The organism is Pseudomonas kielensis (assembly GCF_030505375.1).
In the GTDB taxonomy this organism is placed as follows: Bacteria; Pseudomonadota; Gammaproteobacteria; order Pseudomonadales; family Pseudomonadaceae; genus Aquipseudomonas; species Aquipseudomonas kielensis.
In genome coordinates this window covers 3,573,036-3,595,215 of the sequence record NZ_CP130043.1, presented here as the reverse complement: position 1 = coordinate 3,595,215, position 22,180 = coordinate 3,573,036, and the positions used below count along the sequence as shown (strand labels likewise).

The following is a 22,180-nucleotide window of genomic DNA, read 5'->3' as shown; positions in this document are numbered from 1 at the left end:
GGAGATCCGCGACCCCAGGAGAAATCCGCAGCCCGATAAGGCCTGCGGATTTTTTTTGTCCATGACAGTCACGTCCGACAGCCCATGACACTGACTCATGTAGGAGCGCTCTGGATTGTCAGCGCCCTATTGAGGTACCAAATCCCGCCTGCATAGAGTGGCGCCCACCGCGAACGCCCCACCTGAAACAGCGTTTGCCGCTCTCAGGAGTCCCCATGCCCCGCCAAAGCGACCTGCGCTTCACCTTCGAGCCCCTGCAAGGCGATGCCTTCGACGTGGTCTCGTTCACGCTCGAAGAAGGCCTGTCCCAGCCCTTCAAGCTGGAGCTGGAGCTGGCCAGCCACGACCCGGCCATCGACTTCAACCGGGTCCTCGACCTGTCCGCAGTGTTCACCCTCTGGCGCGGCGCCACCCCGGTGCGCCATGTCCACGGCCTGGTCAGCCTGTTCCGCCAGGGTGACACCGGCTTTCGGCGCACCCGCTACAGTGCCGTGGTCGAGCCGACCCTGGCGCGTGCCGGCCTGCGCTCCAACTGGCGGATTTTCCAGGGCCAGACCGTGCCCCAGATCATCCAGACAGTGCTCGCCGGGCAACCCCTGAACGATCTGCAGAGCACCCTCTGCTTCGAACACCAACCCCGCGAATACTGCGTCCAGGCCGGCGAAACCGACCTCGACTTCATCAGCCGCCTGGCCGCCGAAGAAGGCCTGCTCTACCGCTTCGAACATCGCACCGACGGCCACACCCTGCTGCTGACCGACCGCGTCGGCGGCCTGGGCACCATCGGCACCCATCAACACTGCCCGGTGATCTACCAGCCCATGGCCGGCGGCGATTCCCCGGAACCGGCCCTGCAGCGCTTCCACTACACCGAGCAGGTGCGCACCGCCCGCCAGGTCCAGCGCGACTACACCTTCACCCACCCGCGCTATGCCCAACAGCACAGTGCCGACGGCGGCCTGGCCCTGAAAAACCAGCACAAGGACTACGAACGCTACGACTACCCCGGCCGCTACAAACGCGACATCGCCGGCCAACCCTTCACCAAGACCCGCCTGGCGGCCCTGCGCAGCGACGCGCAGATGGCCCACCTCGAAGGCGACGACGCGCGCCTGCAACCCGGCCTGGCCTTCGACCTCAGCGAGCACCCGCGCGAAGACTTCAACGACCGCTGGCGCAGCATCGCCCTCACGCACACCGGCCGCCAGCACAGCAGCCTGGAAGAAGAAGCCTTCGCCAGCGACAGCGGCACCTTCTACGCCATGCAAGCCAGCGCCATCCGCTGGAACGCCGAATGGAAAGCCCCGCTGCGGGCCAAACCCTGCATCGACGGCCCGCAAATCGCCACCGTGGTCGGCCCGCCGGGCGAGGAGATCTACTGCGACAAATGGGGCCGGGTCAAAGTCAGCTTCCCCTGGGACCGCGACAGCCAGCACAACGACCACAGCTCCTGCTGGATCCGCGTCGCCCAAGGCTGGGCCGGCGCCACCTGGGGCGCAATGGCCATCCCGCGCATCGGCCAGGAGCTGATCATCAGCTACCTGGACGGCGACCCCGACCAACCCATCGCCACCGGCCGCGCCTACCGCGAAACCAACCTGCCGCCCTATGAGCTGCCAAAACACAAGACGCGCATGACCATCAAGAGCCGAAGCCACAAGGGCCGGGGGTTCAATGAACTGCGGTTTGAGGATGAGCTGGGGCAGGAAGAGGTTTACGTGCATGCCGAACGGGATAAGAACGTTCATATCAAGCGCAACAACACCCTGTTCGTTGGCAATGATCGCAGCAAGCAGGTCGAGCACGATGAGCAGATCGAGATTGGCCATGACCGTAGTGAGCGCGTAGGCAACGATGAGCGCACTGCCATCGCCCAGGATCAACAGCTCGACGTAGGCCGCGACCGTAGACAAACAGTAGGCCGCGATCATCAGATCAGTATCGGTGGCAATCGTATCGAGGACGTGGCCAACCATCGATACGACAAAGTCGCCGCTGACCATCACCTCGAAACGGGCGGCGATCTGCACCACTCGGTGAGGAACCACTATCGCCTGTCCGCTCAACAGACCATCGCGCAAAAAACCACGTCATTCGAGGTGGCGGCGGGCGAACGTTTGGTTCTGAAAGCCCCCGGAGGCACCCTCACGATCGATGGCAGTGGCATTACCCTTGATGGACTGACCATCAACATCAAAGGGACGGTGAACGCTGAGACAGTCGGCACGGGCAATTCCTTTGCGAGCCAGCTGTCATCCCCTGCACCTCCCGGAGCCTTTCTGGGCCGCTATACGCTGCGCAAAAATGATCAGCGGGTGTTCGCCGGTTACCGTTATCGCGTCACCGATGGCAATGCGGTGCTTGCCCAGGGCCTGACAAATTCCTCGGGGGAAACGGACTGGGCCACTACCCAGGCCAGTCAGTCTGTGCAGGCCCACAAGGCAATCATGCGTGACGACCAGCACATCACAGAAGACTGGCAGCCCCGTATCTCGTTCATCGACAGTCCAGCCCTGACGGTCGATGCCAGTGATCTTTTTCCGGATGCCTTTCTCGACCACCACACTCCGGAGCTTGACTGATGCCGCTGCCTGCCATTGCCCGGGTCATCGACGCCGCCTATCGCGCCTATCGTGCCAATCAAGCGATCGAAAACACCAGGACGGCTGCCGAACTGGCTCAACTCGCCAGCGAGATAGCCGAGCGCAAGGCCAACATCAAGCGTGTGCTTCACACCACCATAGAAACCATGGCGCGGGAAATCGAGGTCAAGAGTTCGACCTTTGCCGTTGTCGATCCTGGCGGAAACAGCACCGTTTCTCGGCGTGGCAACGAGAACGTGATTTTCAAGGAATACATCGAGCGCAAAGTGCCCTTTCGCCCGGCCATCAGCCAGGTGTGCCTGGTGTCCTTGCAGATGCCGATCAAGGTACCCCGGCGAATCCGCAAGAAAGTCGCAGGCGATACGGTGTACTCCACCATCGAAATTGCGCTCAAGCAATTCACCGCTTCATTGTTTTTTGAAGCCGTGGACGAAGCCTTGCAATGGCGCAGTCCGCTCAAGTCCGAACCCAACTACAACAGCAGCAGCCATAAAGCCTTGCTGGGCGATCCCGCGACCCGGCCCAAACGGTTTGGCAGCGCCGTGCAACCGTTCTGGCCACGCCCCAAAGGATTACTGGCGCCCGATCTGGTGGTGGTCGAATACCGGCAAGAGCCGTTTGAGACCGAAAACGTGTTTGCGGCGGTAGAGATCAAGTTTCCACAGGATTGGGCAAATCCCAGCCAGATGAAAAATTACGTGGACCTCATGACGCCAAAAACAGGGATCAATCCACAAAAGATCGGTAAGGAAAAAGTGGCACTGCTGCGGGTGCCAGAGGACTGCATCGGCTTTGAAACGGATAACAAGAAAAAACCCACCGTCAAAGGGACAATCGGAAGGAATTGAGCATGAGCACCACCCATGAAATGTTTGATGAGGAAGAGCTCGATGAGTTTATTGAGGGACTCAAGGAGTGGCCTAACTCAAATTGGGGTACGGAAGAAGCCAGACACGGCGTCAGCCCTTTCGTGAGCTTTTACTTTCCCCCCAGCCCAGATAACCACCTTGAAGCGGCCTTGCTCCTGGTGGATATCCACGAAGCCTTTGAGCAATTGGCCGGGCATCCCTACACCATGGCGATGCACGAGCACGCCAGCCGCCCCCATCGCTACCCCGAACGCCGTCCGGATCTGCGTCAGCAGGCCAGGGAAGCCTCTGAGCACAACTACTTTGTTTTTTCCTTCACCGACGAACAAAACCACGCCTCTTCACCTGCAACTGCGGGCTACTTCTGGCGCGGCTGGTTTAAAGGCGGCGACAGGAAAACGGCATATTCCTCAATCGTCTTCTACTACCGCTGGCAATGGTGGCTGGACAACCGCGAGGCCTGGCGGCGTTTCGTCCTCAAGACCATCGATCAGCTCAAGGCCCATCAGGTCTACAGCGGCTTCGCCATGGCCAATCCGCTGGAGTTCGGCACACGGGCGGAGGTCACCACCTGGGAGCGCTCACTGACACCCGCCTTCTACGGCCTGGACATTGAATACGCCTATGGCATGGACGACGAATTGCCCAGCGGCATTCGCCCTCCGACCTGGGCCTTTCTGCTCAGCGACTACTGGCGCGACAAGCTCGACCTGAGCCGCGAACAGGTCCGCACGGCGCTGGCCCATCCTCGTATCAGTGTCACTGAGTTGCACAGCGGCCAGTGGATCGAGTTGGGTGAGCAGCCACAGCTGTACCCGGTCGAGCACGGAGTGCCAGAGCTGCCGGTGCTGCTGAACCGACTGCTCAAACCAATTCGCTACGACGATCTGGGGCTGCTGGGCTTTGGCCAGTGGGACGGCGATCCCAATGAGCGTTTCACCGATGCCGACAGTCGGCGCTGGATGGCCCGCTTTGATGCCGACAGCGACTGGCCGACACCGGCCAGCCGCGTCAACGCACCGCCCGCCCTATCGACACAAGGCGCCCCTGGCACCATGGCCGCCTGCTTTGTCGCCGGCATGGCCTGCCCCCAGGCAGGCTGGTGGTTCGCTGTCGATCAGGCAGATTCGCGTAGGGCCTTCAAGCAAGGCGAGACCTTCCCCGAGCGACTCAGCGACTGCGGCGACACCTTGCTGCTCTGGCAGCGAGACCCGGATCAAACACCCCCTGAACCTGCCCGTTACGCCACCAGCCATCAGCCGGCACCTCGCGCGGGGCGCTGGGAAATGGCGCTGGATCGTTGCGTGGAATGCGAAGTCCTGCTCAATCAACCCCTTCCCGCCCATCAAGGACAAAGCGTCGGTTGGCACTGGACGCTTCCCGGCATGCGGGCCAGAAGTGATGAGCCCTGTCCTTATCCTGGAGGCTGGGTCTGCGAGTACAAACCCGACAGCCAGCGCGTCCTCGACTACGCCACTGCGATGCCACGGATTGACGGTGAAAAAGTCGTCTGGCTGTGGACCGGATTTCACCCAGCCTGATTACAGCGCAGGAGGCAAAAAAAACGCCGCTGTCCAATACTGGACGAGCGGCGTTTTTACCGGGCTAGGTGCTTACGAGCGAGCACGTGCCTGGTTGCGCAGGGCTTTGACCTGATCGTGATTGCGTTGCACGCCATGGTACTGACGCTCAACCAGATCACGAATGTTCACCAGGTTGTGCTTGTTGATTTTCTCGATCGCTTCTTTGTAGGCCTTCAGGGCATGATCTTCGCCGCGCTCGGCTTCGTTGAGTACCGCCTCTTCGTCCTTGCCGGTCACCATCGACTTGAGGTCGACCCAACGACGGTGCAGGTCCCCGCTCACGCTGGTGGAAGTCTCCGGATCGCCACCCATCGAACGCACGGTGCTCTGCAGTTCCGCGGCTGCGGTGGCGCAATCGGCGGAGCGTTTGACAAACAGCGCCTTGAGTTCAGGATGCTTGATGTCCTCGGCGCAGGTCTTGAAACCTTCCTGGCCGTCCTTGCTGGTCTCGATCAGGTCGTTGAGGACTGAAATCGCTTCTTTATTAATGTCGGTCATTTTTCAATTCCTTGCGGGTTGAGAGAGTTGCATAAGGAGTTGCAGCTCGTGTGCCAGCTTTTGAATTGATAAATTTTCTTTATTTTTCAACGACTTAATATTTTAGGCGGAATCTGTATCCACGCTATTTGCATGAACTGTCAATTGGCCTGCATGCAGAATGCCTGTATTTTCCGCAATGCATGAACCAGGACCGCTAACCGATGAACCCTGAAAAGCTCGAACTGCTGATCACCCGCGAAATGCCCTTTGGCAAATACAAGGGACGCATCATCGCCGACCTGCCCGGCCCCTACCTGAATTGGTTCGCCCGCGAGGGTTTCCCCCACGGTGAACTGGGCGGCCTGCTGGCACTGATGCAGGAAATCGACCACAACGGCTTATCCGACCTGCTGGACCCATTGCGGGCCAAGCACGGCAAACCCAAACCTCGTCACTGAGCCACTGAATCCGCACCGAGTCGCCCCATGCCCGATAACACGCTACGCGCCCGTGATGAAGCTTTCTGGCAAACCTTCGCTGATCGCTACGATGTCCAGCCCGGTCCCATCAACCTGGAGAACGGCTATTTCGGCCGCATGTCGCGCACGGTGATCGACGAGTACCAGCGCAACATCGAATTGATCAACCGTAGCAACTCGGTGCATGTGCGCCAACGCTTCGAACAGTTCGAAAGCGTGAGCATTCGCGAGCACCTGGCCGACTTGCTGCGGGTGCCCGCCGAGGCGGTCGCCTTCACCCGTTGCGCCTCCGATGGCCTGCAAGCGCTGATTCGCAATTACAACGGCCTGCAGCCGGGTGACCAGGTGCTGCTCTGCGACCTGGAGTACGACACGGTAAAAAGTGCGATGCGCTGGCTGGCCCGTCATCGGGGCGTTGAAGTGATTGAAATCGAGCATGTCCACCCGGCCAGTTTTGAGACCCTGCTGGCGAGCTATCGCGAGGCATTCGAGCAATACCCGCGCCTCAAGCTGATGGCACTGACCCATGTCACCCACCGCACCGGCCTGGTGATGCCGGTCCAGGCCATTGCCCACGCCGCCCGCGAACACGGGATCGACGTCATCCTCGATGGCGCCCACGCCCTCGGCCAGATCGAGTTCGACCTGGATGAATTGGGCATCGAGTTTGCCGGCTACAACCTGCACAAATGGATCGGCGGCCCGTTGACCCTGGGGTTCATCTACATCGCGCCGCAGCGCCTGGCCTCGATCGATCCGGACATGGGCGAATTTCATTTCCCGCCGAGCGACATCCGCTGTCGCACGCCCTACAGCACCCCGAACATTCCAGCCCTGCTGACCCTGCCCCTGGTGTTCGAAGAGCACCGGGCCATGGGCGGCGCCGCGGCCAAAGGCGCGCGCCTCAACTACCTGCGCAACCTGTGGGTCAATGCCGTGCGCAAGGTCCCGGGAATCGAAGTCATGACCCCGGATGACCCGCGCCTGTACTGCGCCATCAGCTCCGTGCGGTTTACCCACGAGGCAGATCAGCAACTGCTGGTCGAGCGCTTGCTCAAGGACTACAACTTGTTCACCGTGGCCCGCAGCGGCTCAGCCTGCGGCCCATGCATCCGCATCACCCCAGGCCTGACCAGCACCGCACGGGACATGCGACTGCTGGCACAGGCGTTGATCGACTTGAGCTAAGGCGAGAATCGGCAAGGGCTGTTACAGGGGATTGGGGGTCATGTCGATATCTACGGTGTGGCGGAGATCGTCATCGCGGGCAAGCCCGCTCCCACAAGGGGATACCCCACAGAGATGTTCCAGCCAGAAAAAGCAGGCCGGCCGGTAGGCCGCCTCGCCCGCCCTGACCACTCAACAGGCCGAGCGTTAGCTCGCCTGCAGCAAGTGGCCATCACCCCACCAACGGGCAAGCCCCCCCCCAAAAAAAGCGCAAAAAAAAGGCGCACCGACCAAGTGCGCCAAATAGCCGTAAAACACACAACAACTACAACGATCCTGCAAAAACCATCAATCCAACAGAGCCAACGCCTCAGCCGTACATTCCTGAATACGCGCCCAATCGCCGTTCTTGATCCACTCCGGATCCAGCATCCAGCTCCCACCGACACACATCACGTTCTTCAACGCCATGTAGCTCTTGATGTTCCCTGGACCAACCCCACCCGTCGGGCAGAATTTCACTTCGCCGAACGGACCGCCCAGGGCCTTGATCGCCGCGACACCGCCGCTGACCTCGGCCGGGAACAACTTGAAGCGCCGATACCCCAGGGCATACCCCTCCATGATCCCCGAGGCATTGCTGATCCCCGGCAACAACGGAATCGAACTGGCCACGCTGGCTTCCAGCAGGTCACGGGTAATCCCCGGGGTGACGATAAACTGCGAACCAGCCGCTTCAGCGGCGGCCAGGGTGGTGCGATCAAGCACCGTACCGGCACCGGTGACCAGCTCCGGACGCTGCTCACGCAGGACCTGGATCGCCTTGAGACCGAACTGCGAACGCAAGGTCACTTCCAGGGCCGTCAGGCCACCGGCCGCCAGGGCGTCGGCCAGGGGCAGGATGTCCTGCTCGCGGGCAATGGTAATCACCGGCAGGATCCGCGCCTTGGCGCAGAGGCTGTCGATCAGGGCAACTTTGTCCGCCATGGAAACGGTCGGGGATGGGTTCTTCATAGCGGCTGATCCTTGGCTCATGGGCACCAGTAAATCTCTAACGTGGGTTGCAGAAAGGCACGAATCGGCATTGCGGCGACATCGTCACCGGCCAGTGCGTCACTCAGGGTGGCCAGCTTGGACTGACCGGAAATCGAAAGAAGCGTGACCTGCGCCGACGCCAGCAACGCACGACTCATGGTCAGGCGCTGATGAGGGACGGTCGGCGCCAGCATCGGCCAGCAACGGCGCGTGCCGTCGACCTGCAGGGCCTCGGCCAGGTTCGGGCTGCCGGGGAACAACGAAGCGGTATGCCCGTCGTCCCCCATGCCCAGCACCAGCACATCAATCTTCGGCAGCTCGGCGAGCAGGCGGTCGGCCTGTTCGGCGGCTTGCGCAAGACTCGCGCTGGCGTTGTACAGGCTGAGGAACTGCGCCTTGGCGGCCGGCCCCTGCAGCAGATAACGCTTGAGCAGGCCAGCATTGCTGTCGGCGTGTTCGACCGGCACCCAGCGCTCGTCAGCGAGGCTGACCACGACGTTGGCCCAGTCGAGTTTCTGCTTGGCCAGATGCTGGAAAAACGCCACCGGACTGCGCCCACCGGAGACCACCAGGGTCGCCGTGCCCTGAGCTTCGATGGCCTCGCCCAGTTGTCGGGCCACTGCCAGCGCCAGGCTCTCGGCCAGCAGCACCGGGCTTTTGAACGCATGGGCGCTGACGCCCTGGGGCAGTTTTAATTTAGATATCGCCATACCACGACCTCCCGTCCCGCGTGATCAGTGCAATGGAGCTCATCGGTCCCCAGGACCCCGCCGCGTACGGCTTGGGGGCATCACCGGATTTTTTCCAACCGGCGATCAACTGGTCGCACCACTTCCACGCGGCTTCAATTTCATCTTTACGGACAAACAGGTTCTGATTGCCGCGCATCACTTCCAGCAACAACCGCTCGTAGGCATCGGGAATCCGCGCACTGCGATAGGTATCGGAAAAATTCAGCTGCAGCGGACCGCTGCGCAACTGCATGCCCTTGTCCAGGCCTTGTTCCTTGGTCATCACGCGCAAGGAAATACCTTCGTCCGGCTGCAGGCGGATGATCAGCTTGTTGCTGATCTGCAAGCGCTGCTCGGGGGCGAAGATGTAGTGCGACGGTTCCTTGAAGTGAATGACGATCTGCGACAGCTTGTCCGGCATGCGCTTGCCCGTACGCAGGTAGAACGGCACGCCGGCCCAACGCCAGTTGCGGATATCGGCCCGCAGCGCAACGAAGGTTTCGGTATCGCTCTGGGTGTTGGAGTTCTCTTCCTCCAGGTAACCCGGCACCGGCTTGCCTGCGCTGTAGCCCGCGATGTACTGGCCGCGCACCACCTGGGTGGTCAGGCCTTCCGGGCTGATCGGCGCCAGGGCCTTGAGCACCTTGACCTTCTCGTCACGGATGCTGTCGGCGGACAGGTCGGCCGGTGGGTCCATGGCGATCAGGCAGAGCAACTGCAACAGGTGATTCTGGATCATGTCGCGCAGTTGGCCGGCCTTGTCGAAGTAGCCCCAGCGGCCTTCGATCCCGACTTTCTCGGCAACGGTGATTTCCACGTGGGAAATGTAGTTCTGGTTCCACTGGGTTTCGAACAGGCTGTTGGCGAAACGCAGGGCGATCAGGTTCTGTACCGTCTCTTTGCCCAGGTAGTGGTCGATGCGATAGGTCCGGTTTTCCGGGAAGTACCGCGCCACGGCATCGTTGACCTTGCGCGAGGACTCCAGGTCCGAGCCGATGGGCTTTTCCAGCACCACACGGGTGTTTTCCGTCAGGCCCACCTGCGCCAGGTTCTCGCAGATCGCGCCGTACACCGCCGCCGGGGTGGCGAAGTAGGCAATCATCCGTTGCGCGGTGCCCGCCAGTTCGGCCAGGGCGACATAGTCGTCGGCCTTGAGGAAGTCGACGTGCAGGTACGTCAGGCGTGCCAGGAAGCGCTCGACCACGGCCTCGTCAAGCTCCTTGGCCTCGACATAACGTCGCAGTTCACGAGCGATGAAGGCCAGGTGCTCCTGCTCCGTGCCCGCTTCACGGGCCAGTGCGATAATGCGCGTGTCCTCATGCAGCAGGCCCGCGCCATCGAGTTGATACAAGGCAGGAAACAGCTTGCGCAGGGCGAGATCGCCGAGGGCGCCAAACAAGGCAAAGGTGCACGGTTCAACCGTAATCGAAGGCATGATGTTTGTTCTTTTATCAAGTTAAGCTACAAATACCTTTTTTCAAGGCATCGCTCAAGGAAAAATGTAGTAATAACCACAACATTTTTCCAAAATACAGATTCCGAGTGGTGGTCGGTCGGGGCCAACAGTAGGATAGGCCACCGCTACAGGCCCGATCAAAGGCCCAATTGGCATAGCCAAGCCCCCTCTTTGCAGAGCTGAACCAAGGAAATTCATATGGACCGCGTGCGGAACTTACTGGAACAGATCCAGAATCGCCTTGCCGACCTGAACAAGGCCGAGCGCAAGGTCGCCGAAGTGATCCTGCTCAACCCACAGCAGGCCACTCGCTTCAGCATCGCCGCCCTGGCCCAGGCCGCCTCGGTCAGCGAGCCGACGGTCAACCGTTTCTGCCGTTCATTCGGGGTCAGCGGCTACCCGGAGCTCAAACTGCAACTGGCGCAAAGCCTGGCCAGCGGCGCGGCCTACGTCAGCCGCGCAGTGGAAGCCGATGACAACCCCGAAGCCTACACCCAGAAAATCTTCGGCAGCGCCATCGCCTCCCTCGACAGCGCCTGCCAGGCACTGGACCCGAACCTGATCAGCCGCGCCGTCGACCTGTTGATCCAGGCCCGGCAGATCCACTTCTTCGGCCTCGGCGCTTCCGCCCCGGTGGCCCTGGACGCCCAGCACAAATTCTTCCGCTTCAACCTGGCGGTCACCGCCCACGCCGACGTACTGATGCAGCGAATGATTGCCTCGGTGGCCCACACCGGCGAATTGTTCGTGATCATTTCCTACACCGGACGCACCCGTGAGCTGGTGGAAGTGGCGCGCATCGCCCGGGAAAATGGCGCTTCGGTCCTCGGCCTCACCGCCGAGGGTTCGCCACTGGCCAAAGCCAGTACCCTGAGCCTGAACATCCCGTTGCCGGAAGACACCGACATCTACATGCCGATGACCTCGCGGATCATTCAACTGACGGTACTCGACGTGCTAGCCACCGGCATGACCCTGCGCCGCGGCGTCGATTTCCAGCCGCACTTGCGCAAAATCAAAGAGAGCTTGAATGCCAGCCGCTATCCAGTGGGCGACGAGTTCAACTGAGACCAGATACTTCTGTGTTGAATGATCTGGCCCCCTTCGCGGGCAAGCCCACTCCCACAGGTTCAATGGCAGCCGCAAGTTTCGTGCTCGACGTGGACACTGTGGGAGCGGGCTTGCCCGCGAAGGGGCCAGTCCAGACACCGCAATATCTTAAACTAAGCCGCCGCCCACGCCTGCAGGCTCAAATGCGCCCGCTCCCCCGGCGCCAGGCACAAGCTGTCGGTGCCGCCACTGGCCGCTTCGACACAGACGAACTCGGAAATCTCGTTCCAGCTCACCCCCAGCAACGGCCGTGAGCCGGGATGCCAGACCACCGTATCAGCGCTGGCACCGGTGTCGATGCACAACTGGCGCTGCCAGGCGTGGTCCTTGAGCTGCAGTTCACCCTCGTGCTGGAACACCCGCTGACAGCCACCCTCAACCCGCAATTCGCCTTGCTGCTGGCAATTTTCCCGCTTGAGCTGGTCATAACCCTGGGCGCCATCGAGCCCAGACAGCGCTACCTCGCCGACGTCACCAATACGCCAGTAAGCGTGCAAAGCATGGCTCAGCTGGCAAGGCAGACTGTCCTGGTGCTCGGTACTCAGGCGCAGTTCCATGCGTTCGCCCAGGTGCGCGTGCAGGTCCACTTGCCAGTCACACAGCTGCAACTGCCAGTGCAGGCGCACGCCATCGGCATCACTGCTGCTGTCGATCAGTTTCCAATCAATCAGCCGCGCCCAGCCATGGGACGGCCAGGCGTTTTCGCTCGGATGGCGGCCATACCACGGCCAGCACACCGGCACGCCGCCACGGATGGCACCGACCTGTGGCCACTTCGCCGCACACCACAACCAGGGCTTGTGCCCTGCGGGCTGGAAATGCAGCAACTGCGCGCCCTGGCGACTGAACACCGCCTGGCACAGCGGATGATCGATCACCAACACATCGCGCTTCTGATAGCGCTCCCACGCAAACACCGGACGCTCGCGCAAGGATTTGAAGAAACGTTGTAGCGGATGCTCTTGCATGTGCCACGGTCCTGAAAATCAGCGGTAACCAAAGGGCGCGCGACCCAAAAAAAAGCGGACAGCCTGGGCTGTCCGCAAAAATGCGCACATGCAGAAGAGCTTACCGCAACCGCGTTAGAACACCGACTGAATTTTCAGGCCGGCCACCAGCGCGTTGTCGACTTCATCGACACCGCCCGGGTGGGTGACGTACTGCAGGTTAGGACGCACGGTCAGCCAGTTGGTAACGTGGAAACCGTAGTTGATCTCGTAGTTGTACTCGGTGCTGCGCAGTGGCGAGAACAACGGATCGGCGTAGTCACTGACGCCATTGGCCGCGTTGACCAGTTCGGCATTCTTCTTCACGTCGTCGTTGACGTGGATGCGGGCGAAGCCGATGCCGACGTCATCTTTTGGCCGCGCATCGAACGGCCCCTTGTACACGAACATCAGCGACTGGTAGTTGTCGACGACGTTGGTGTCCTTGTCGTGGAAAGTGGCGTTGGCCGCGATGTTCAAGCCGCGGGAAGCGTCGCCGTTGTGGCTGGTCAGTTGCTGCTGGGCGACGAACCAGTAACCGTGCTTGCTGCTGTGCTCGCGGTAGGCGTTACCGCTGGTGGCGGCGTCCTGGCCGTTGTCGTCCTCACGAACGTCATTGGCTGCGGCCGTGCTCTTGTAGTAACCGACACGGTATTCACCGGGCAGGTTGTTGACCTTCGGCGACCAGACCAACTCGACCGGCAACACGGTGCCCTGGGTGCCGCTGCCGCTGAGCTTGAAGCCGTTGCCGTGCTCCAGTTGCGAGGGGTTCTGGTTGTAGGCACCGATCTGCGCAAAGAGCTCTGGCGTGATGTTGTACTTCACGCGGATAGCCGCCTGGCTGACCGGCCAGTTGTACCAGATGTTGGTGGCCCAGTTACCCACCTGGGATCCGCAGAACGCCAGGTTCTGGAACTCACACGGGAAGGTATTGAAGTCCTCGCCCTCACCGAAGTAACCGGCCTTGACGTCGAGCTTGTTGTCGAGGAACTGGTGCTGGATCCACAGCTGGGTCAGACGCACCATATGGCCGCGGCCGTAGACTTCCTGGGAGGAGCTCAAGGTGCCGGCACGCGGGTCGCCGATACGGTCGTTGGAGATGTTCTCGCCATTGCGGTTGGTCAGCTGGATCTTGGCCTGGGTGTTGTCCCAGCCCCAGAGTTTTTGCAGGTCCAGCGCCACGCCCAGGCCAAACTGGTCGGCATAACGTGCGGTCTTGTCGTCGTTGTAGCCACCGTTGAGGTTGCCACCGACTTCGCCCACGTAGTCGGCCTTGATGTCGATGCCCTGCTCGATCAGCCGGGTACGCTCGCCGCCCCAATCGCCAGTCATCCACTTGGAGTCAGCGCTGAACGCGTCAGCGGCATGCGCGTTGGCCGCCAGGCACATCGCCGCGACCGCCGACAGTTGGCAGATGAGTTGAGCGTTGTTCTTGATCTTCATCCCTACTTCCTCGTTTTATTGTTATTAACGGTCATCCCCTGTGGGAGCGAGCACGCTCGCACCCACAGGCTTGTGCTCAGCGACCTTTGAACTGAGCAACGTTGGTGCTGTGCGCCTCGGCTTTCGGTACGCCGGCAACCCCTAACCGCTCCCCGGTCTTGGCATCGAACAGCAGCACCTTGGCCGGATCGAATTGCAGGGTCAGGGTCTCGCCCACGGCAGGCGCCACATCCGGGGCCAGGCGGCAGCAGACTTTGGTTTCATTCAGGTTGACGAACACCAGCGTGTCCGGCCCGGTCGGCTCCGTGACCTGGACCTCGGCACGGATAGTCGGCAAGCCGTTGGCTTCGCCAGACGCCAGCACGATCTGCTCCGGACGCATGCCGAGGATCACTTCGCGATCCTCAAGGCCCGCGTCCTGCATGCTCAATGGCAACTCGACGCGCGCCTGGCCACTGTCCAGCAGGGCCAGCAGGCGGCCGTCCTTGCGCTGCAGGCGCAGGGGGATGAAGTTCATCGGCGGCGAGCCAATGAAGCTGGCGACAAACAGATTGGCCGGGTCGTTGTAGATCTGCTTCGGGGTGCCGAACTGCTGGATGATCCCGTCCTTCATCACCGCCACCTTGTCCCCCAGGGTCATGGCTTCGATCTGGTCGTGGGTGACGTAGACCGTGGTGGTTTTCAGGCGCTGGTGCATCAGCTTCATTTCGGTACGCATCTCGACCCGCAGCTTGGCGTCGAGGTTGGACAGCGGTTCGTCGAACAGATAGATCTTCGGCCGCCGCGCCAACGCCCGGCCCATCGCCACGCGCTGTTGCTGGCCGCCGGAAAGCTGGCCCGGCTTGCGGCTGAGCAGGTGTTCGATCTGCAGCAGCTTGGACACCCGCGCCACTTCTTCATCGATTTCGGCCGTCGGCATTTTGCGGATCTTCAGGCCGAAGGCGATGTTGTCGCGCACGCTCATCGTCGGGTACAGCGCGTAGGACTGGAACACCATGGCGATGTCGCGATCCTTGGGGCTCATGCCGCTGATGTCGGCGTCGTCCACCAGGATCGCCCCGCCGCTGATGTTCTCAAGGCCGGCGATGCAGTTCATCAGGGTCGACTTGCCGCACCCGGATGGACCGACCAGGATCAGGAACTCACCGTCGTCGATCTTCAGCTCGATGTTTTTCAGGGTGTCCGGCAAGCCGGCGCCATAGGTCTTGTTGACGTTGCGTAATTCGAGAGTTGCCATGTTCTACCCCTTGACCGCGCCGGACGTCAGCCCACGCAGGAAATACTTGCCAGCGAATATGTAGACCAGCAGTGTCGGCAACCCGGCGATCATCGCCGCCGCCATATCAACGTTGTATTCCTTGGCCCCGGTGCTGGTGTTGACCAGGTTGTTCAGGGCCACGGTGACCGGTTGCGCGTCGCCACTGGCGAAGACCACGCCAAACAGGAAGTCATTCCAGATCTGGGTGAACTGCCAGATCAGGCAGACCATCACGATCGGGATCGACATCGGCAGCAGGATCTTCCAGAAAATCGTGAAGAAGCCCGCGCCGTCCAGGCGTGCCGCCTTGACCAGGGCATCGGGAATGCTCACGTAGTAGTTACGGAAGAACAGCGTGGTGAACGCCAGCCCGTAGACGATGTGCACCAGCACCAGCCCGGTGGTGGTGTTGGCCAGCCCGAGCTTGCCGATGGTGAACGAGGCCGGCAGCAGCACGGTCTGGAACGGCAGGAAGCAGCCGAACAGCAGCAGGCCGAAGAACAGCTGCGAGCCGCGGAAGCGCCACATCGACAGTACGTAGCCGTTCATTGCACCGATAAAGGTCGAGATCAGTACCGCCGGCACGGTGATCTTCACCGAGTTCCAGAAGTACCCTCCCACGCTGTCCCAGGCCTTGAGCCAGCCGATGCCGTCGATCACTTGCGGCCAGCTCAAGAGGTTGCCGGTCCGGATGTCTTCCGGCGACTTGAAGCTGGTCAACAGCATCACCACCAACGGGATGAGGTACACCGCAGCAGCCAGCAGCAGGGTCGCGTAGATGGCGATCCGGCTGACGCTCAGGCGCGGGGTGGCAAGCGAGTTATTCATGGCGTTTGCCCCGCAGTTCGGAGTACAGGTATGGCACCAGGATCGCCAGGATCGCGCCGAGCATCATCATCGCGCTGGCGGAACCGATGCCCATCTGGCCACGGCTGAAAGTGAAGGAGTACATGAACATCGCCGGCAGGTCGGAGGAGTAACCCGGACCGCCCGCAGTCATCGCCGCGACCAGGTCGAAGCTCTTGATCGCAATGTGCGCGAGGATCATGAACGCGCTGAAAAACACCGGGCGCAGGCTCGGCAGGACAATCTTCAGGTAGATGGTCGGCAAGCTCGCACCGTCGACCTGGGCGGCGCGGATGATCGACTGGTCGACCCCTCGCAGACCGGCCAGGAACATCGCCATGACGAAGCCGGAGGCTTGCCACACGGCGGCGATCACCAGGCAATACACCACGCGATCCTGATCCACCAGCCAGTCCAGGCGAAAGCCTTCCCAGCCCCAGTCGCGCAGCATCTTGTCCAGGCCCAGGCCCGGGTTGAGCAGCCACTTCCAGGCGGTACCGGTGACGATCATCGACAGCGCCATCGGGTACAGGTAGATGGTGCGGATGAAACCTTCCTTGCGAATGCGCTGGTCCAGCAGCACCGCGAGGAACACCCCCAGCACCAGGCTGATGCCGATGAACAGGCCACCGAACAGCGCCAGGTTCTTGCTCGCCACCCACCAGCGGTCGTTGTCCAGCAGGCGGGCGTACTGCTGCAGGCCGACCCACTTGTAGCTCGGCATGAAGCTGGAATTGGTGAAGGACAGTACGAATGTCCAGATGATGTAACCGTAGAAGCCGACCAGAACGATCAGCATGCTGGGCGCCAAAACCAGTTTGGGCAGCCAGCGCTGCAGTGCATCGAACGGTGAGGCTTTGCTGAAAACCGCCACAGAGCTCATCGGGATTATCCAGGTAAGGAGAAATATTCGGCACACAGCGATCCCTTGTGGGAGCGAGGCCGCTCGCGAAGGCGGTGTATCAGCCGACATCCATGGTGAATGTCAGTCCGTCTTCGCGAGCAGGCTCACTCCCACATTGGGAGTAGCCTGTGTCAGGGATTACTGCGCGGCTTTGACCGCCGAGGCCAACTGAGCGCTGGCCTTGGCCGGGTCGGCGTCCTTGTCGTTCATGAAGTTGGTGACGACGTCGAAGATCGCCCCCTGCACCGCCAGCGAAGTGGCCATGTTGTGGGCCATGCTCGGTTGCAGGCCGCCGGACTTGTCGTCCGCCAGGAAGTCCTTGGCCGAGGCCTGGGCACAGGAATCGAAGCCCAGCGCGCTCATGTCGTTGAGCATGTCGGTGCGCACCGGGATCGAACCCTTGTTGATGCTGAAGACCTTCTGGAAGTCCTTGCCCAGCGCGACCTTGGCCAGGTCCTGCTGCGCGGCGATATCACCCTTGCGATCGGCTTTGAGCTTGAACACCGCCAGGGAGTCGATGTTGTAGGTGAAGGCATTTTGGGTGCCCGGGAACGGCACGCACTGGTAGTCCTTGCCGGCGACTTTATGGGCGGCGGTCCACTCGCTCTTGGCCCAGTCCCCCATCATCTGCATGCCGGCCTTGCCGTTGATCACGTCGGCGGCAGCGATGTTCCAGTCACGGCCCGCGCGGTTGGGGTCCATGTAGCCGATGAGTTTTTTCAGCACGGTGAACGACTTGACCATCTCTGGACCGGAGAGGGTTTGCTGGTCCAGGTCGACCAGGGCTTTTTTGTAGCCTTCGGCGCCCATGACCGAGAGCACCACGTCTTCGAACACGGTGCTGTCCTGCCATGGCTGGCCGCCGTGGGCCAGGGCAATGAAACCGGCCGCCTTGAGTTTGTCGGCAGCGACGTAGAATTCTTCGAGGGTGGTCGGGGCCTTGTCGATCCCGGCCTTCTTGAACACTTCTGGGTTGATCCACAGCCAGTTGACCCGGTGGATGTTCACCGGCACCGCGACGTAGTCACCTTCGTACTTGACGGTGTCAGAGACTTTTTTCGACAGCAGGCCGTCCCAGTTTTCCGCCTTGGCGACGTCGGTCAGTGCGTCGGTGCTGAGCAGGCCGGTGCTGCCCCACTCCTGGATGTCCGGGCCCTTGATCTGGGCCACGCCCGGTGGGTTGCCCGCCACGGCGCGGCTCTTGAGTACGGTCATGGCCGTTGCGCCACCGCCGCCTGCCACCGCACCGTCCTTCCAGGTAAAGCCGTCTTTTTCAACCTGGGCCTTGAGTACGTCGACCGCCGCTTTTTCGCCACCCGAGGTCCACCAGTGCACAACCTCCACGGAACCTTTGGGGTCGGCGGCCAGGGCGCTGAGGGGAAACAGGGAGGCAAGGGAAATGACAGTGGCGAGGCGAGAAATCGCATTCATCTGAAGTACCTTTCTTGTTGTTATGCATGCAAGTCTGGTGCTTGCGCTGCAAACGAGTTTAAACAGGCTGGGATCCGCCGCAGGTAACGAAGCGACGGCGAAATGTCACCGCATGGTTACATAACCCGTGACCCAGAGCCCTGCGCCAACGCCGTGGCCATGCTCGGCGCCAACGGCAGGCGCGGAATCAGCACCGCTTGCCAGGCGTGATAGAGGTCCGGCTTGCCGCCCCAGATCTGCGCACTCGGGCGATTGTCGGCATCCAGTTCGTGGTGCCAACTGCCGTGGACGGGGTCGATCAGGTACTGCTCGCTGTACTCCCAAAGCCGCCGATACCAGGTTTCGTATTGGGCCTCGCCGGTGCGCTGGAGCAAGGCACTGGCTGCCGCGCTCGCTTCGCAATGCACCCAGTGCAAACGCTGGCGCACCACCGGGCGACGATCCCAGTCGAGGGTGTAGACCATGCCCGGCGCACCATCGACCTGCCAGGCGTGCTGGCAGTTGTGGGCGAACAACTGCTGTGCATCGCGCAGCAGCCAGCCGGGGGTCAGCATGCCAGCCTGGACCCGCGCCGCCTCAAGGTGCAACAACAGCCGCGCCCATTCAAAACCGTGGCCCGGGGTGGTACCAAAGGGGCGAAAACCATCGGCCGGGTTGGCCTGGTTGTAAGCGTGCAGCGGTTGCCATTGACCGTCGAAATGCTCGATCACCAGGTACTGGTTGGCTGCGCCGTGGCCGTGGATCAGTCGCTCGGCAATGCGCAAGGCGCGGTTCAGCCAGCGGCTGTCCTGGGTGACATCGGCCAGGGCGAGAAAGGCCTCGGTGGCGTGCATGTTGCTGTTGGCGCCGCGATAGGCTTCCTCGACGCTCCAGTCGCGATTGAACGACTCACGCATCGCGCCCTGGGTTTCGCACCAGAAATGGCGCTCGATGACCGCGATCGCATCGTCAAGCAACGCTTGGGCTCCGGGGCGCCGCGCGACCTGCGCGGAACTCGCAGCCAATGCCACGAAGGCATGCAGGTAAGCGGCTTTGTCGGTACTGCCGTCGCGCGGCTCGAGCGTGGCGAACCAGCCGCCGTGTTCGGCATCACGCAGCGGCCCACTGAGGGCCTGGATACCGTGATCCACCAGCTCGGCAAACCCCGGCAAGCCCTGGAGATGGGCCAGGGCGAAGCTGTGGGTCATGCGCGCGGTGTTCATGGTTTCGGCTTGCGCGTCCGCCGGCAGCTGGCCGCGCTCGTCGAGATTGCCGAAACCGATGGTCAGCCTCGAGGCCTTGGCGAACGCCAACAGGCGCATGCCCTCGGCGGCGAGCCATTGCTGATGGGCAGGTGTGTTCAGCCAACTGCTGGAGGCGGCAGGGATGGAGTGCATGGTGGACCTTTTTTTGTTGTTATGACTGCCAGCAGTCTAAACAACAGGCCGTGACGGCCAGGTAACGAAGGCGCCGAGTTATGTCACCAGGCTGTGACATTGGCTTCAGGCGCCATCGCGGGCAAGGCGGTCCCTGATTAATCCACGCTGCGCGGCAACTGCAACGTCACCCGCAACCCGCCCTCGCGCAAGTTCTGCAAACTCACTTCGCCGCCATGGCTATGGGCGATGTTGCGCGCGATCCCCAATCCCAGGCCATACCCCTGCTGCTGCCCGGCCAGGCGAAAGTGCGGCTCGAACACCTGTTCCAGGCGCTGCTCCGGCACACCCGGGCCCTCGTCGTCGACGTGCAGGATAAACGCGCTGTCATCGTCATCGATGTGCAGGTGGGCGGTCTGCCCGTACTTCAGGGCGTTGTCGATCAGGTTGCCGATACAGCGCTTGAGCGCCAGCGGTTTGCCCGGATACGTCGCCAGCGCCCGCCCCTGCTGGGTTACGCGGCCGTTGCCGTTGGGCGCCAGGTAAGGTTCGACCAGGCATTCGAGCACGTGATTGAGGTCCACCGGCTCGATGTTCTCGTGAATGTCGGTGTCCTTGACGCATTGCAGGGCTCCCTTGACCAGCAGCTCCAGCTCGTCCAGGTCGCGGCCGAACTTAGCCTGCAACTGCTCGTCATCCAGCAATTCGACCCGCAGCCGCAAGCGCGTGATCGGCGTGCGCAGGTCATGGGAAATGGCGCTGAACAATTGGCTGCGCTCGGTCAGGTAGCGGCTGATGCGCTCACGCATGGCGTTGAATGCCCGCCCCACTTCGACCACTTCACTGCCACCGCCCTCGGCCACCGGCTGCACGTCGGCGCCCAGGGACATGTCCCGCGCTGCCCGCGCCAGGCGCTTGAGTGGCCGGCTCTGCCAGTGCACCAGCAGGCCGATGAACAGCAACAAAAAGCCGCTGGTGAGCACGATGAACCACACCTGCTGCGACGGCAGCCCCTGCTCTTCCAGGCTGGTGTAGGGTTCGGGCAACAGAGAGGCGATGTACAGCCATTCGCCCTTGGCCAGCTTGATCTGAGTCACCAGCACCGGCGGGTTGACCGGCTCCAGCGTCAGCGCGTAGTGCGCCCAGGAGCGCGGCAATTCATCGAGCTTCAAGCCGCCATTGAAGATCCGCAGATCATCCGGGCTGACAAACTGCACGGAAATATCGGTGTCGGCCCCCAGCGACGTGCGCAACACCTCGTCCACCGCGGCCAGCACGGCCTGCTTGCGCGGGGTGGCGGGCAGCAGTTGCATGTCCAGGGGTTTGTCGTTGAGGGTCACTACAAATCGGGTGCCGCCCATGCTGCGCAACTGGTCCAGCACCAGCGGCCGATACGCCACCGGCAACGAACGAAAATAACTGACGCTGGCGTTCATCGAATGGGCCAGGCTACGGGCGGCGGTCACCAGCCCTTCGAGCTGGGTGGCGCGCAACTGCGAGACCCAGATCACGCTCGACAGCGTCTGGGCGAACAGCACCGCCAGCAACGTCAGCAGCAACATCCGCCCCAGCAGCGAGCGCGGTACCGGGACCTTGCGCAGCAGCCGGGCGAAGAACTCAGTGGCCATTGCTGGCGACCACGCTGGCCGCCAGCTGATAACCGCTGCCGCGCACGGTACGGATCAACCGTGGCGGTTTTTCGGTATCACGCAGGCGCTGGCGCAAGCGGCTGACCGCCATGTCGACAATCCGGTCCAGGGGCATCAGGTCACGGCCCCGGGTGGCGTTGCCGATGGTGTCGCGATCGAGGATGGCCTGGGGGTTGTCGAGGAACAGTTTCAGCAGGGCAAAATCGGCGCCGGAGAGAATCACCTCCTCACCGTCGGTGTGAAACAGGCGGTGACTGACCATGTCCAGCCGCCACTCGTCGAAAGCCAGCACTTCGCCGCCCGAACGCTCCTGGCCGAACTGGGCACGGCGCAGCAGCGCCTTGATCCGCGCCTGCAATTCACGGGGACTGAAGGGCTTGCCCAGGTAGTCGTCGGCGCCCAGCTCCAGGCCAATGACCCGGTCGGCCTCGTCGGAACTGGCGGTGAGCATGATGATCGGCACATGGGCCTGGCGCGGGTGCTGGCGAACCCAGCGACACAGGCTGAAGCCGTCTTCGTCCGGCAGCATCACGTCGAGGATCACCAGGTCGCAGGGGGCATCGTTCAGCGCCTGGCGAAACCCCGCGCCATCGGGCGTGGTACGCACCTGAAAGCCGGCGCGGCTGAGGTAAGTGTCCAGCAACTCGCGTATTTCCTGATCGTCATCGACCAACAAAATCGACTTGTTGACTGAGCTCACGGGCGGCTTCCTTATTGTTATGAAGGGGACGGATTATGCCTGATCGGGTTGGGATCTTCGTCGTCGGACAAGCCCTCATTGCTGGTCAGCCAGCG

19 protein-coding genes are annotated in these 22,180 nt (G+C 61.9%); 6 read left to right on the top strand and 13 right to left on the bottom strand.

Annotated features, from left to right (window positions below):
- Positions 1 to 215: 215 nt before the first annotated feature.
- Genes Q1W70_RS16775 through Q1W70_RS16765 form a run of 3 tightly spaced genes read left to right on the top strand, consistent with a single transcriptional unit; the run spans position 216 to position 5,013 of the window.
- Positions 216 to 2,582: a type VI secretion system Vgr family protein gene (locus Q1W70_RS16775; RefSeq protein WP_302097609.1), complete on the top strand. Its 2,367-nt coding sequence runs from the start codon at positions 216 to 218 to the stop codon at positions 2,580 to 2,582.
- Positions 2,582 to 3,451 carry a VRR-NUC domain-containing protein gene (locus Q1W70_RS16770; protein ID WP_265536699.1) on the top strand — a complete coding sequence of 290 codons (870 nt, stop codon included), beginning with the start codon at positions 2,582 to 2,584 and terminating at the stop codon, positions 3,449 to 3,451. Before Q1W70_RS16775 ends, Q1W70_RS16770 begins: the two co-directional genes overlap by 1 nt.
- 2 nt (positions 3,452 to 3,453) lie before the next feature.
- Positions 3,454 to 5,013 (top strand): type VI immunity family protein, encoded by a 1,560-nt coding sequence (locus tag Q1W70_RS16765; protein WP_302097608.1) that lies wholly within the window; start codon positions 3,454 to 3,456, stop codon positions 5,011 to 5,013.
- Positions 5,014 to 5,085: 72 nt separating this feature from the next.
- On the opposite strand, the gene Q1W70_RS16760 is transcribed toward Q1W70_RS16765, so the two are convergent.
- On the bottom strand, positions 5,086 to 5,553 hold the full coding sequence (locus Q1W70_RS16760; protein ID WP_166591035.1) for a ferritin-like domain-containing protein: 468 nt from the start codon (positions 5,551 to 5,553) through the stop codon (positions 5,086 to 5,088).
- A 203-nt stretch (positions 5,554 to 5,756) separates the two neighbouring features.
- Here Q1W70_RS16760 and Q1W70_RS16755 point away from each other — a divergent pair, with 203 nt between their 5' ends.
- Both Q1W70_RS16755 and Q1W70_RS16750 read left to right on the top strand, forming a co-directional pair.
- A complete protein-coding gene (locus Q1W70_RS16755) occupies positions 5,757 to 5,993 on the top strand; it encodes a DUF3820 family protein (protein WP_095169812.1) in 237 nt (78 codons plus the stop codon).
- Positions 5,994 to 6,020: 27 nt separating this feature from the next.
- Positions 6,021 to 7,202: an aminotransferase class V-fold PLP-dependent enzyme gene (locus Q1W70_RS16750; RefSeq protein ID WP_302097607.1), complete on the top strand. Its 1,182-nt coding sequence runs from the start codon at positions 6,021 to 6,023 to the stop codon at positions 7,200 to 7,202.
- Between the two features lie 327 nt (positions 7,203 to 7,529).
- Here the strand turns inward: Q1W70_RS16750 and Q1W70_RS16745 are convergent, their stop codons facing one another.
- From Q1W70_RS16745 to zwf, 3 genes are read right to left on the bottom strand one after another with little or no spacing between them, the layout of a single operon-like run.
- Positions 7,530 to 8,195 carry a bifunctional 4-hydroxy-2-oxoglutarate aldolase/2-dehydro-3-deoxy-phosphogluconate aldolase gene (locus tag Q1W70_RS16745; protein ID WP_166591033.1) on the bottom strand — a complete coding sequence of 222 codons (666 nt, stop codon included), beginning with the start codon at positions 8,193 to 8,195 and terminating at the stop codon, positions 7,530 to 7,532.
- A 17-nt stretch (positions 8,196 to 8,212) separates the two neighbouring features.
- Positions 8,213 to 8,926, bottom strand: a complete 714-nt coding sequence (pgl, locus tag Q1W70_RS16740; protein ID WP_182341970.1) for a 6-phosphogluconolactonase — start codon at positions 8,924 to 8,926, stop codon at positions 8,213 to 8,215.
- A complete protein-coding gene (zwf, locus tag Q1W70_RS16735; RefSeq protein WP_095169816.1) occupies positions 8,913 to 10,382 on the bottom strand; it encodes a glucose-6-phosphate dehydrogenase in 1,470 nt (489 codons plus the stop codon). The genes pgl and zwf overlap by 14 nt, the downstream gene beginning before the upstream one ends.
- Before the next feature lie 228 nt (positions 10,383 to 10,610).
- Between zwf and Q1W70_RS16730 the strand changes: the two genes are divergently transcribed.
- Positions 10,611 to 11,471: a MurR/RpiR family transcriptional regulator gene (locus Q1W70_RS16730; RefSeq protein ID WP_174244630.1), complete on the top strand. Its 861-nt coding sequence runs from the start codon at positions 10,611 to 10,613 to the stop codon at positions 11,469 to 11,471.
- A 155-nt stretch (positions 11,472 to 11,626) separates the two neighbouring features.
- Here Q1W70_RS16730 and Q1W70_RS16725 read toward each other — a convergent pair whose 3' ends face one another.
- The 9 genes from Q1W70_RS16725 to Q1W70_RS16685 form a co-directional block, all read right to left on the bottom strand.
- Positions 11,627 to 12,481, bottom strand: coding sequence for a D-hexose-6-phosphate mutarotase (locus tag Q1W70_RS16725; RefSeq protein WP_166591031.1), 855 nt, complete (start codon positions 12,479 to 12,481; stop codon positions 11,627 to 11,629).
- 114 nt (positions 12,482 to 12,595) lie between these two features.
- Positions 12,596 to 13,942, bottom strand: coding sequence for a carbohydrate porin (locus Q1W70_RS16720; protein WP_166591030.1), 1,347 nt, complete (start codon positions 13,940 to 13,942; stop codon positions 12,596 to 12,598).
- 76 nt (positions 13,943 to 14,018) lie between these two features.
- A complete protein-coding gene (locus Q1W70_RS16715) occupies positions 14,019 to 15,179 on the bottom strand; it encodes an ABC transporter ATP-binding protein (RefSeq protein ID WP_166591029.1) in 1,161 nt (386 codons plus the stop codon).
- A gap of 3 nt (positions 15,180 to 15,182) precedes the next feature.
- On the bottom strand, positions 15,183 to 16,028 hold the full coding sequence (locus Q1W70_RS16710; protein ID WP_302097606.1) for a carbohydrate ABC transporter permease: 846 nt from the start codon (positions 16,026 to 16,028) through the stop codon (positions 15,183 to 15,185).
- The gene (locus tag Q1W70_RS16705; protein WP_166591028.1) at positions 16,021 to 16,929 is read right to left on the bottom strand and encodes a carbohydrate ABC transporter permease; all 909 of its coding nucleotides are present in this window, start codon (positions 16,927 to 16,929) and stop codon (positions 16,021 to 16,023) included. Before Q1W70_RS16705 ends, Q1W70_RS16710 begins: the two co-directional genes overlap by 8 nt.
- Before the next feature lie 159 nt (positions 16,930 to 17,088).
- On the bottom strand, positions 17,089 to 18,381 hold the full coding sequence (locus Q1W70_RS16700) for an ABC transporter substrate-binding protein (protein WP_166591027.1): 1,293 nt from the start codon (positions 18,379 to 18,381) through the stop codon (positions 17,089 to 17,091).
- A gap of 116 nt (positions 18,382 to 18,497) precedes the next feature.
- Positions 18,498 to 19,757: a D-mannose isomerase gene (locus Q1W70_RS16695; protein ID WP_185819037.1), complete on the bottom strand. Its 1,260-nt coding sequence runs from the start codon at positions 19,755 to 19,757 to the stop codon at positions 18,498 to 18,500.
- A gap of 137 nt (positions 19,758 to 19,894) precedes the next feature.
- Entirely contained in the window at positions 19,895 to 21,364 is a 1,470-nt protein-coding gene (locus Q1W70_RS16690; RefSeq protein WP_166591025.1) for an ATP-binding protein, read from the bottom strand.
- Positions 21,354 to 22,085, bottom strand: coding sequence for a response regulator (locus Q1W70_RS16685; protein WP_095169826.1), 732 nt, complete (start codon positions 22,083 to 22,085; stop codon positions 21,354 to 21,356). Before Q1W70_RS16685 ends, Q1W70_RS16690 begins: the two co-directional genes overlap by 11 nt.
- Positions 22,086 to 22,180: the final 95 nt, after the last annotated feature.

What these genes read in the sequence shown, in the direction of transcription:
- pgl (WP_182341970.1), bottom strand. Translation starts at nt 8,926, where the DNA reads ATGGCGATATCTAAATTAAAACTGCCCCAGGGCGTCAGCGCCCATGCG.
- Q1W70_RS16705 (WP_166591028.1), bottom strand. Translation starts at nt 16,929, where the DNA reads ATGAGCTCTGTGGCGGTTTTCAGCAAAGCCTCACCGTTCGATGCACTG.
- Q1W70_RS16710 (WP_302097606.1), bottom strand. Translation starts at nt 16,028, where the DNA reads ATGAATAACTCGCTTGCCACCCCGCGCCTGAGCGTCAGCCGGATCGCC.
- Q1W70_RS16745 (WP_166591033.1), bottom strand. Translation starts at nt 8,195, where the DNA reads ATGAAGAACCCATCCCCGACCGTTTCCATGGCGGACAAAGTTGCCCTG.
- Q1W70_RS16755 (WP_095169812.1), top strand. Translation starts at nt 5,757, where the DNA reads ATGAACCCTGAAAAGCTCGAACTGCTGATCACCCGCGAAATGCCCTTT.
- Q1W70_RS16695 (WP_185819037.1), bottom strand. Translation starts at nt 19,757, where the DNA reads ATGCACTCCATCCCTGCCGCCTCCAGCAGTTGGCTGAACACACCTGCC.
- Q1W70_RS16715 (WP_166591029.1), bottom strand. Translation starts at nt 15,179, where the DNA reads ATGGCAACTCTCGAATTACGCAACGTCAACAAGACCTATGGCGCCGGC.
- Q1W70_RS16700 (WP_166591027.1), bottom strand. Translation starts at nt 18,381, where the DNA reads ATGAATGCGATTTCTCGCCTCGCCACTGTCATTTCCCTTGCCTCCCTG.
- Q1W70_RS16750 (WP_302097607.1), top strand. Translation starts at nt 6,021, where the DNA reads ATGCCCGATAACACGCTACGCGCCCGTGATGAAGCTTTCTGGCAAACC.
- Q1W70_RS16690 (WP_166591025.1), bottom strand. Translation starts at nt 21,364, where the DNA reads ATGGCCACTGAGTTCTTCGCCCGGCTGCTGCGCAAGGTCCCGGTACCG.
- Q1W70_RS16775 (WP_302097609.1), top strand. Translation starts at nt 216, where the DNA reads ATGCCCCGCCAAAGCGACCTGCGCTTCACCTTCGAGCCCCTGCAAGGC.
- zwf (WP_095169816.1), bottom strand. Translation starts at nt 10,382, where the DNA reads ATGCCTTCGATTACGGTTGAACCGTGCACCTTTGCCTTGTTTGGCGCC.
- Q1W70_RS16765 (WP_302097608.1), top strand. Translation starts at nt 3,454, where the DNA reads ATGAGCACCACCCATGAAATGTTTGATGAGGAAGAGCTCGATGAGTTT.
- Q1W70_RS16720 (WP_166591030.1), bottom strand. Translation starts at nt 13,942, where the DNA reads ATGAAGATCAAGAACAACGCTCAACTCATCTGCCAACTGTCGGCGGTC.
- Q1W70_RS16770 (WP_265536699.1), top strand. Translation starts at nt 2,582, where the DNA reads ATGCCGCTGCCTGCCATTGCCCGGGTCATCGACGCCGCCTATCGCGCC.
- Q1W70_RS16760 (WP_166591035.1), bottom strand. Translation starts at nt 5,553, where the DNA reads ATGACCGACATTAATAAAGAAGCGATTTCAGTCCTCAACGACCTGATC.
- Q1W70_RS16725 (WP_166591031.1), bottom strand. Translation starts at nt 12,481, where the DNA reads ATGCAAGAGCATCCGCTACAACGTTTCTTCAAATCCTTGCGCGAGCGT.